Origin of the sequence: Streptomyces sp. NPDC021080, assembly GCF_044333225.1 — a bacterium.
GTDB lineage: Bacteria > Actinomycetota > Actinomycetes > Streptomycetales > Streptomycetaceae > Streptomyces.
The window spans coordinates 1-8,922 of record NZ_JBIRQM010000048.1 but is presented as its reverse complement, the minus strand read 5'-3'; the positions used below and the strand labels follow the sequence as shown (position 1 = coordinate 8,922).

The following is an 8,922-nucleotide window of genomic DNA, read 5'->3' as shown; positions in this document are numbered from 1 at the left end:
CTTGCTTCCGGCGGGGGAAGACCGCCTCTTCGATGCCGTCGTAGCCAGGCTCTTGGGCCGCAGCAGCGAACACCTGACCGCCGGCACCGTCTCAAGATCCCTTTTGGGCTCGACCCCCGCGCATCACAAGAGCTGAGCCAGAACCCGATCTCGGGTTCTGGCGCAACTTCTGTGGTGACGAGCCGACGCTCGGTGCAGCGGGCCACCAAACGCGAGGAACCGGCAGGTCGGCAGGTTGGTCCGGTGCTGATGCGAGCACGCACGGCTCAGTTCCGCAGAAGCTGAGCCAGTACCCGAGAAGGGGAGGCACCCCGCTGCCTCTCTGATCCGACCGCTCTGTCGACGCTCGCGGATGACTGCTGGTCAGGCACACGTAACTGCAACCACAGCGTGGCGTTGGACAGGTCACTCAGAAGATGACCGCCTCATCGAGCAGGAGCATCACAGTGATCATGAAGGTTCTGGCCGGCACGGCTTTCGCAATTGCCGCAACGATGGCCGTTGCTGTACCCGCATCGGCGACGGACTTCGGAACCCGCATCGGCGACACTCCCATCGCGGGCGAGGCAGGCGGCATCCTCAACACCTATGGCGCTCCGCTCATCAACGTCGACGCCCGCTGCCTGGTGCCGCTGCCGGAGGGTGAGGGCATCGGGGGGCACGTGCTCGGCGGGCTCAAGACCGCGTGCAACGTCGAGCCCGTCGACCAGTTCCAGGCACCGCAGAAGCTGCTCTGAGAGCAGCACCGATAGGTAACACTTTCGCGCTTGCCCGGCGGATCCGCGAAGGTCACAAGCGGTTTGAGCAGGCCGCGATGGAGCGGTTCCGGTGAGTGGGCGACTTGACCATGCAGGTGTCGGAGACCGCACCTCTGAGGAAGAGCGGCGACCAAGGCAACTCAGGGAATTCGCCGGTGAACGGCCCTGAACACCTCGGCCGACGGCCGGGCACATCAGAACAGGCAATGTGACCGCTCTGCTCGAGCGGCGCTTCTCCGACTGAAGAGTACCGGGCCTTGCGTGCTCAAAGGGCCAGGTCCGCGACGGCGCGGGCGGGCTGGAGAGCGCGTCCAAGAGCCCGCGGTCACTGGCCGGGGTGAACAGCCTGGACGCCGGTGCCCGCGTACGCCTTGGGCGTCAGCGTGAGCAGGAACCGCCCGGCCGGATGGGCGGCTGAGGGCCGGGCGGCGTGGATGGCGTGGACGGCGGCCCAGGAATGCCCGAAGCGCAGCAGTCCGGTGGCGGTGACCGCGGCGTCGGTGTCGAACGCCTCGATCCGGATGAACCGCAGCCCCTTGATGTAGCCGAGCAGGCCGGGCCGCTCCGCGTCACCGGCCGTCAGGGACAGCACCGGCGCGTACAGGCTGCCAAGTCCGCCGGAGGCCTGGACATAGAACGCGGCGACCGCTTCGTTGAACGGGTCCTTCGGGTCGTACAGAGCAGTAGCGGTGGTGTGGTCCAAAACGACCGCGATCGCCGCCACTACGCGGTCGTCTGCGAGCCGTGCTGAGAGGCGCCCAGACGCTCCAGCAGCGCACGGGCCTTCGCTTCCGCCTCCGGACTCGGCGCACTGCCGAGGGCGGAGGTGAGCTCGGCGCGGGCCAACTCGGCACGCTCGGCGTATTCGGCCTGCGTCGGCGTGCTCTGCGCCAGCTCCTCGACCAGGCTGCGGATGGTCGTGCCGTGCTCGGCCGCCAACCGCGCCAGCCGGTCCCGCGCGGCCGCGCTCACCTTGATGCTCGTCTCGTCTGCTGCCATATCCCGACTCTACCGCGTTCCTCTACTGCCAGTAGAGGAACGCGGTATCCGGGGAACCGGCTCCGCCGCCGTCTCCGGGTCGCCGCCCGGGCGTACGTCCTACTCCCTGCCGGTCCCCACCGTGACCGCCGGTGGCCGGCGCGGCGCCTTGATCACCCTGGGGAACCAGAACCCCGAAGCGAGTCACAGTGAGTGACATGCAGTGCCTCTGAGTAATTTTCGCAGATGGAGGCGCTAGACATGACCACTGACGTTCAACGCGACCGTACCCAGGAATGCTTCGGGCTCTGGGACGTCAACGGCGATGGCAAGATCGACCGTGCCGACTGGGAGGCCGAGGCCCAGCGCATCCTCAAGGCCTTCGGCCAGGCCCCCGACACCCCGGCCGCCCGCGAACTGACCAAGGCCTACCTGGGCATGTGGTCCTTCTTCGCTGACAAGGCCGACATCGATGAGGCATTCGGCGCTCTGACCCTGGAGCAGTTCAACCAGGTCGCCGATGAGTACGTCCTGGGGAGGGACGGGAAGGACTTCGTCAGGGCCGTCCGGCCGGCCATCCAGGCCATCGTCGAGCTGGTGGACGTGGACGGCGACGGGCAGGTCGACCCCGCCGAGTTCAAGTCCTGGCTCGACGCCATCGGAGTCCAGGACGTCAACGCGCAGGAGACGTTCGTCCAGATCGACTTGGACGGTGACGGCCAGCTCTCCGTCGAGGAGCTGGCCCAGGCCGTCCGCTCCCACCACATGGGCGACATCGACGTCCCCCTGCTCGGACGCTGACCCCCGCGCTACCCGGGTCCCTCACGACAGGGGCCCGGGTGAACACTGCCGGGCCCCACGTCCGAAACGGGGTGCCGGTAGGCGCGCTGCCACCAGCCGCGAACGAGGGGCGTCACGTCAGGCGACGTGCGGCGGGGTCGCGCTTGGCCGGACCCTGCCAGGGCGATGCTCACGGGAGCGCCGTTAGCTGCTCTGCTCGAAAGCCAGCAGGTTGACGGCGTCGCCCAGATTTCCGTCGGACTTCTTCAGAGCCTCCAAGTTGTGCAGCTCGTTCGGGTACCCCATCTCCTTGAGGGTTACGAGCTGCCGCTGGTACTTCTCCTTGAGCTCGGCGTCTGGAACATCCGTGCGCCAGCCGGTCGAGGGCGTGCCAGGCCGCATCGTGCCGTCGTACCTCGTGGCCATCGTCCGGTGCCGCTTGAGACGATCGTCGGCGGTGTCCCGGGAGTCCGGCTTGCGGACGCGGTCCGCCGGGACCGGGACGGTCGCCCTGATCCCCCCAGCGACTTTGCCCACCCCCGGCCACCGGCCGGGCGAGATCGAGGAGATCGGCACGATGACCAGCAACACCTCCAGCCCTTCGCCGCCCGCCCTGTGCTCCAGCGGTGGCTCTCCGACGCTTCCCACACCCACCCCGTGCAGGTCATGGAAGCCGCCGCAAGGACGAACCCGACAGTCCTCGTCGGGCTGGACGCCCTGGAGACGATGGCGGCCGCACTCGAGGCCACGGCCGCTAGCGATCCTCGCTGGCGCAGGAAGATTGCGGAGTTCGGGCAGCTGACCTCGTTGGGACAACTCCTGCAGATGCGGGCCGAGTTCGTTCTCGCCCTCGCCCTGGCCGATGCTGGGATCGGCTACGAGCTCGGGGACACCAAGATTGCGAACCCCGACTTCCTGCTCACCCGGTCCGGCGCCGTCTGCGCGGGGGTCGAGGTGACCGCCCGGGCGCCGCAGAGCATCAACGAACTCGTCGAGCGGGTGGAAGCGGTCAGCGGCGGCCGGTTCGATGTGGATCTGGCCTTCGACCGCTGTCCCAGCCGTCTGCAGCCGGAGGTCGCCGACAAAGCCGCGGCGGCTGTGCGTACCCAGGCCGATGCTCTCGGCGCGGGCAGCCCGGCCGTGGCCGAGGTCATCCGGGTCGAGGACCCGAAGAACGCGGGACCTGTGGAGATAACCGTCCAGGTCTGTCCGGGAAACGGCGCAGTGGGCCGGGAAGTCACCGCCGGGATACTCGACAGCCCGCTGGGCGCGGCCGAGTACGCCGCGTTCGAAGCCGGCCGCGGCGCACAGAAGGCGGCCCAGGGCCGCTCCCTGGACGGCGCGCCGGTGCTCCTCGCGGTCGACGTCTCCCGTTACGGAGCCGCCTGGATGCGTTCCGGCACCGTGTGGGCCGCGCGACTGGCCGCCTGTGAGTACTTCACGCCCGACTACCCCTTCGCTGGGCTGGCCGTCATGCGCCAGAGCCTGGAGCAGCCGGGCCTGATCGACATCGGCGTCGGTCTCTCACCCCATCTGACGGCAGCCGACCGGCAGGTCCTTGAGGACCTGTGCACCACTCTTGGCTGGCCCTGCGCATAGCGACCGGCGTTTTCCGCCCTGCGGTTGCGGCCACAGGGCGGTCCGCCCGGCTCTCACCCGGCCGGAGCCCGTTTGCGCAGCGAACGGATCCACCTCTCCATGAAGTCGGCCGGACCTGTGATTTCTGGGTCATGAAAGGTGTCCCGTAACCGGTGGGTCCCCTGTGCCTGTCCCCGGGCGAGCCTCGCCCGGACCCCGCCCACCCTGACACACGGTTCGTCCCGCGAGACGCTGCCACGGTGCACTGAGTTGCTTGGACGCTGCCACGTGTGTCCCCTCGCCGCCCACCTCCAGCGCCAGGACCTCGACGCCTCCCTGCCGCGCCGCTACCTGCAGTCTCAGGTACAGGGGCCCGCTCCGGAACTGGCCGGAAACAGATGTGCCGCGGGTGGGAACCGATGGGCCGCGGGCGGTGTAGCAAGAGTGTGAGGACGCGGGAGGGGGGCCGCATCGTCGTCGACGAGGCCGTGGTGATCGCACGGGTACGCGCCGGGGAGCCGGAGGCGTACGCGGAGCTGGTCCGTGCCCACACGGGCATCGCGATCAGGGCGGCCAGGGCGCTCGGAGCGGGCGCGGACGCGGAGGACGTGGTGCAGCAGGCCTTCATCAAGGCGTACTGCTCGCTGGGGCGCTTCCGGGACGGCTCGGCGTTCAAGCCCTGGCTGCTGTCGATCGTCGCCAATGAGGCGAGGAACACAGCGCGGACGGCGGTGCGTCAGCGGACGCTGGCCGGCCGGGAGGCGGCGCTGGCGGAGGCGGCGCCGCTGATACCAGAATCGGCGGACCCGGCGGTCGCGGCGCTGGAGTCGGAACGGCGCTCCGCGCTGCTGGCGGCTCTGGAGCAGCTGAGCGAGGACCACCGCCTCGTCGTCACGTACCGCTATCTCCTGGAGATGGACGAACCGGAGACGGCCCAGGCCCTGGGCTGGCCGCGCGGCACGGTGAAGTCCCGGCTCAACCGCGCCCTGCGCAAGCTGGGTCGGCTGCTGCCCGCCTTCGAACCTCGGGAGCCTCGGGAAGGGGGTGACGAGCATGAGTGAGTCGTATGGGGACGGAGGCGCCGGCGGCGCGGAGTCCGGCCGCGAGCGGGCCCGGCGAGCCCGTGCGGACGTCTCCCGGCTGCCGGACGAGCTGCGGGCGCTCGGGCGGTCGCTGGACGGCCCGGGGGCCGACGGCGACGAGTCGATGGTCGAGCGGGTGCTGGAGGACATACTCGCGATGGGGATCCCGCTCCCGCCGCCCGGGACTCCGGGGCCCCGCGAGCGGCTGCGCGCGGTGCGCCGCTGGGTGAGGGCCCGCCGGCGGGCCCTCACCGCGGGCCTGTGCGGAGTGCTGGCGGTCCTGGTGCTCACGCCCCCAGTGCGGGCGGCGGTCGTCGACTGGTTCGGCTTCGGCGGGGTCGAGGTGCGCTACGACCCGTCGGCGGTGCCCTCGGCCGGGGCCCGGGTGCCGGGCTGCCCCGGGCCCTCGCTGACCCTGGCTCAGGCCGGACGGCGGGCCGGGTTCGAGCCCCTCGTGCCCGACGCCCTCGGGGTGCCGGACGCGGTGACGGTGACGCCCGAGCCGCGAGGACGGCTGTTGATGAGCCTGTGCTGGATCGAGCACGGGCGCACGGTCCGGATCGACGCGTATCCGGCGCGGCTGGACATCGGCTTCACCAAGACGGTGCGGGAGTCGCCGCAGTGGCTGCGCCTGGACGGTGACGAGGAGTTCGGCGATCCGGCGCTGTGGTTCCCGAAGCCGCATCGTCTGAGCTTCTGGCTTGTTGGCGCGGACGGCGGCCGCTTCACCCGCTCCGAGCGGACTGCCGGGCCCACGCTGCTGTGGATGCACGAAAGCGAGGTGACGCTCCGGCTGGAGGGAGTGTCCTCGAGGACCCGGGCACTGGAGATCGCCAGGTCGCTGAAGTAGCCGGGTTCTCCGTCTCCGGGCACGGCTCGGAATTCGTGGGCGGCGGGTGGGAACCCCGGCCGGTCGGGCGGTGTACCAGAAGTGACAGACGACGTGCGGGCGGACCGCCCGTCGATCGGCCGGCCGGTTCGGGGGTTCCATGCGCAGACTTCGTGAACTGCTCACTGCTACAGGGGTATTGGTATCGGTTCTGGCGGTCGTGCTGCTGGCGGCACCGTCCGCCCTGGCCGGCGGACCGACGAGTGTGCTGCTGGTCTCGCCGGAGAGCGCGGAGAGCGCCGCGCTGTACCACTCGGACGAGGAGTACGGCGAGTTGATGCGGCTTCTGGGCGGGGTGGATTCGGACAGCCGCGAGGTGGAGCTGCCGGGGCTCGGCGCGGCCGACGGACCCCAGATCAATGTGACATGGATGGCCCATGACGTGTCGCCCTGGCGGGTGGACCGCGTCTATCCGGACGCTTCGTGGAGCGAGGACGTCTGGATCAACACCACGACCGACATGACGACCATGAACAGCTACTGGCACAAGGCCGGGCAGCCGGCCGAGGTGCGGACGCTGCTCAAGAAGCTGGGAATCCTGGGCAGGCTGAAGGCGCAGGGCGCCGGAGGAATCCGCCCAGGTCCCCGGCAGACACCGGAGGGAACGAGTGCCGGTCCGTCGCCCACGCCCACGTCCACATCCACGTCCACCGCTCGGTCCCGCACGAGGACCGCCGCCGCGACCGGCGACGGCACCGACTGGTGGTGGGCGATACCCGGGGCGGCGGCAGGAGCTGTGCTGGCCCGGATACGACGGCCTCACAAGGGGGAGCCTCGACAGGAGCTGCGGGACGTGTAGGTGCCGGCCGGATCGAGGGGGACATATGAGGGGCCGGGTCGAACGGATCAGGAACGGGGTGCGGGTCCTGTTACTCGTGTCCATGGCATTGGCCGCGCTCGGCGCAGCACAGGCCCCTGCCTCGGCGGGTGCCTGGGGGCTCGGTAAGGGCGACAACCCGGACATGGCCCTGGTCATCGCGGGCGACACGGGGCGGACGACCACGCTGCACGCCGAGGAGCGGGACTTCGGACGGCTGTGGCGGCTGCTGTCGCCCCGGTACACGGGGACCGAGAGGGTGCCCGAAGCGTGGACGCACGGCCGTTTTCCCGAGGTGCGGGTCACCGTGATCTGGGGGCTGACCGGTGTCGGGGGCTGGCCGCAGACCAGTCGGGCGCCCGGCGGCGATGTCGCCGTCGAGCGCCAGGACCAGCTGTTCCTCACGCCGGACGGAACGCTGTGGGTGCGTTCGGATCCCTCGCCCGACGTGGTGGACGACGACATCCGCTGGCATCGGGCACCGAGCGCGATGTTCGGGCAACTGGCGCAGGAGGGGAGGCTATTCGGTTCCCGGCCCGCGGCGGTGGCCGCCGTGGCGGAGCCGGACGCGGTGGACCGGGCGCGGTGGGTGCTGCCCGGACTCGCGGTGGGCTTGGCTCTCGGCGCCGGTGTTCCGTGGTTCATACGGCGCGCGGCGGCCCGGCGTGAGGACGCGGGACCGCCGCGGGAGCCACGACAAGAACTGATCGACTTGTGAGGACCGGACCGCCGAGTGCCTCGGGCCGGTCGGCAGGGGGAACCTCACAGTTCGGACTCCCCCGGCGGCCGGCACCGAGTCCTGGAGGACTTCGCGACCTCGCTGCGCGTCGGCGAACGCCGGGGCGGCCAGCTCAAGGGCTTCGATCTCATCCTGTCGGTTCCCCTGGCGAAGATGCTCAGCTGGTTCATCCAGCACTTCCCGACCTCGGCCCAGTGGTACGTCGGCGAGATCATGGGCGAGGCGGACAAGCAGCTCGGCATCCCGGCCCAGGTGACGGGCGAAGCACTGCGGCGGTCCGCGACCACGAACGGGGAACTCGACGAGCAGACCGCGAAGGAGTTTTTCTCTCGTGCCGTCCCGCGCGAGCCGGAGGGCTGAGGTCCTTCACCGATCGTGAGGGTGCCAAGCCAATCCCAGTGGCTTGGCACCCTCACGACTCTACTTGGCGAGCGGACCGCCGCCGCGCCCTGACAGAGGAGCGGGCGACCTCGCGGACCGCCGTGCGCGCCACCCGGCGCAGCACCCACTCGGCCACCTCCCGGACCCCCTGCGGCAACCCCGGGCAGCACCAGGCAGAGAAGGCAGACAGCGATGCAGACAGCAAGGGCGCACAGGGCAGTGCGGGGGAGGGGACGACGGAACAAAGACGGGCTCCTCAAACAAGGACAACGGGACGGACAGCGGCGCCCGCCGGGTCTCGGCTGGCGCCCAACACGACTGTGCAGACGCCCTGCACAGCGGCAGTCCCGACCGGCCTCGGACCCCGCAGAGGACCACCAGCACGACTGACAGTCACACCCGCTTCACCTATGGCCTGCTGAGGTGATGTCATACAGCTCGCGCTACACAGTCGTTGAGTTCCTCCGCGCCCCCACCTCATCGAGACACATCACAGGGCACCCACCCGCAATCTCGACCCACCCACCTCGAACCCGGATTCACCAAAAGTTCTGAAACGAAGGAAACAGCCCACCATCCACCCCGACCCCCGCCCCTTATAGCCAGCCGCCCGCGAACGCGGGCCAGGTCCGGGAGCGCAGCGGACGGACCTCCAGGCTCCTCAAGGAGCGCAGCGACGAGGAGCCGTCGGCTCGGAGCGCAAGCGGAGAGCCGGAAGGGCATCAGCCCAACCTCCGGATTTACCGAAACTTCTGACGGAAGGAAACACGGCTCGGAGCGCAGCGCAGAGCCCAACTCCTCGCACCGCGAGGAGTTGGGCTCCGTCACCCGCGCGCAGCGCGGGGCTCCGCTCCAACTCCCGCGCGCAGCGCGGGAGTTTTCTTGGAACCTGCGAAGCAGGTTCTTACCCGCTCCGCGGG

The 8,922-nt window shown here is 70.0% G+C and carries 11 protein-coding genes; 8 read left to right on the top strand and 3 right to left on the bottom strand.

The features are described from left to right. Nucleotides 1-452 precede the first annotated feature (452 nt). Nucleotides 453-737, top strand: a complete 285-nt coding sequence (locus ACH4S8_RS44905; RefSeq protein ID WP_398405118.1) for a hypothetical protein — start codon at nt 453-455, stop codon at nt 735-737. 346 nt (nt 738-1,083) lie between these two features. Here ACH4S8_RS44905 and ACH4S8_RS44900 read toward each other — a convergent pair whose 3' ends face one another. Together ACH4S8_RS44900 and ACH4S8_RS44895 are read right to left on the bottom strand one after the other, a co-directional pair. After that, nucleotides 1,084-1,482 carry a hypothetical protein gene (locus ACH4S8_RS44900; RefSeq protein ID WP_398405114.1) on the bottom strand — a complete coding sequence of 133 codons (399 nt, stop codon included), beginning with the start codon at nt 1,480-1,482 and terminating at the stop codon, nt 1,084-1,086. Continuing rightward, nucleotides 1,482-1,757: a hypothetical protein gene (locus tag ACH4S8_RS44895; RefSeq protein WP_398405112.1), complete on the bottom strand. Its 276-nt coding sequence runs from the start codon at nt 1,755-1,757 to the stop codon at nt 1,482-1,484. The genes ACH4S8_RS44900 and ACH4S8_RS44895 overlap by 1 nt, the downstream gene beginning before the upstream one ends. Nucleotides 1,758-1,997: 240 nt before the next feature. Between ACH4S8_RS44895 and ACH4S8_RS44890 the strand changes: the two genes are divergently transcribed. Further along, on the top strand, nt 1,998-2,537 hold the full coding sequence (locus ACH4S8_RS44890; RefSeq protein WP_398405110.1) for an EF-hand domain-containing protein: 540 nt from the start codon (nt 1,998-2,000) through the stop codon (nt 2,535-2,537). A 183-nt stretch (nt 2,538-2,720) separates the two neighbouring features. Here the strand turns inward: ACH4S8_RS44890 and ACH4S8_RS44885 are convergent, their stop codons facing one another. Continuing rightward, nucleotides 2,721-3,164 carry a hypothetical protein gene (locus ACH4S8_RS44885; protein WP_398405108.1) on the bottom strand — a complete coding sequence of 148 codons (444 nt, stop codon included), beginning with the start codon at nt 3,162-3,164 and terminating at the stop codon, nt 2,721-2,723. A gap of 18 nt (nt 3,165-3,182) precedes the next feature. Between ACH4S8_RS44885 and ACH4S8_RS44880 the strand changes: the two genes are divergently transcribed. The 6 genes from ACH4S8_RS44880 to ACH4S8_RS44855 all read left to right on the top strand — a co-directional run bounded on the left by ACH4S8_RS44880 (nt 3,183) and on the right by ACH4S8_RS44855 (nt 7,981). Next, entirely contained in the window at nt 3,183-4,115 is a 933-nt protein-coding gene (locus ACH4S8_RS44880) for a hypothetical protein (protein WP_398405106.1), read from the top strand. Nucleotides 4,116-4,585: 470 nt separating this feature from the next. Further along, nucleotides 4,586-5,155, top strand: coding sequence for an RNA polymerase sigma factor (locus ACH4S8_RS44875; protein WP_398405116.1), 570 nt, complete (start codon nt 4,586-4,588; stop codon nt 5,153-5,155). Further along, on the top strand, nt 5,148-6,026 hold the full coding sequence (locus ACH4S8_RS44870; protein ID WP_389090447.1) for a hypothetical protein: 879 nt from the start codon (nt 5,148-5,150) through the stop codon (nt 6,024-6,026). Before ACH4S8_RS44875 ends, ACH4S8_RS44870 begins: the two co-directional genes overlap by 8 nt. Nucleotides 6,027-6,165: 139 nt before the next feature. Then, nucleotides 6,166-6,864 (top strand): hypothetical protein, encoded by a 699-nt coding sequence (locus ACH4S8_RS44865; protein ID WP_398405104.1) that lies wholly within the window; start codon nt 6,166-6,168, stop codon nt 6,862-6,864. An 82-nt stretch (nt 6,865-6,946) separates the two neighbouring features. Beyond that, nucleotides 6,947-7,600: a hypothetical protein gene (locus tag ACH4S8_RS44860; RefSeq protein ID WP_398405102.1), complete on the top strand. Its 654-nt coding sequence runs from the start codon at nt 6,947-6,949 to the stop codon at nt 7,598-7,600. A gap of 15 nt (nt 7,601-7,615) precedes the next feature. After that, nucleotides 7,616-7,981 carry a hypothetical protein gene (locus tag ACH4S8_RS44855; RefSeq protein WP_398405100.1) on the top strand — a complete coding sequence of 122 codons (366 nt, stop codon included), beginning with the start codon at nt 7,616-7,618 and terminating at the stop codon, nt 7,979-7,981. The last annotated feature ends 941 nt before the right edge of the window (nt 7,982-8,922 follow it).

Bases quoted from the DNA above. Each gene is read 5' to 3' on its own strand.
- ACH4S8_RS44905 (WP_398405118.1), top strand. From the start codon at position 453: ATGAAGGTTCTGGCCGGCACGGCTTTCGCAATTGCCGCAACGATGGCC.
- ACH4S8_RS44895 (WP_398405112.1), bottom strand. From the start codon at position 1,757: ATGGCAGCAGACGAGACGAGCATCAAGGTGAGCGCGGCCGCGCGGGAC.
- ACH4S8_RS44890 (WP_398405110.1), top strand. From the start codon at position 1,998: ATGACCACTGACGTTCAACGCGACCGTACCCAGGAATGCTTCGGGCTC.
- ACH4S8_RS44880 (WP_398405106.1), top strand. From the start codon at position 3,183: ATGGAAGCCGCCGCAAGGACGAACCCGACAGTCCTCGTCGGGCTGGAC.
- ACH4S8_RS44870 (WP_389090447.1), top strand. From the start codon at position 5,148: ATGAGTGAGTCGTATGGGGACGGAGGCGCCGGCGGCGCGGAGTCCGGC.
- ACH4S8_RS44865 (WP_398405104.1), top strand. From the start codon at position 6,166: ATGCGCAGACTTCGTGAACTGCTCACTGCTACAGGGGTATTGGTATCG.
- ACH4S8_RS44860 (WP_398405102.1), top strand. From the start codon at position 6,947: ATGGCATTGGCCGCGCTCGGCGCAGCACAGGCCCCTGCCTCGGCGGGT.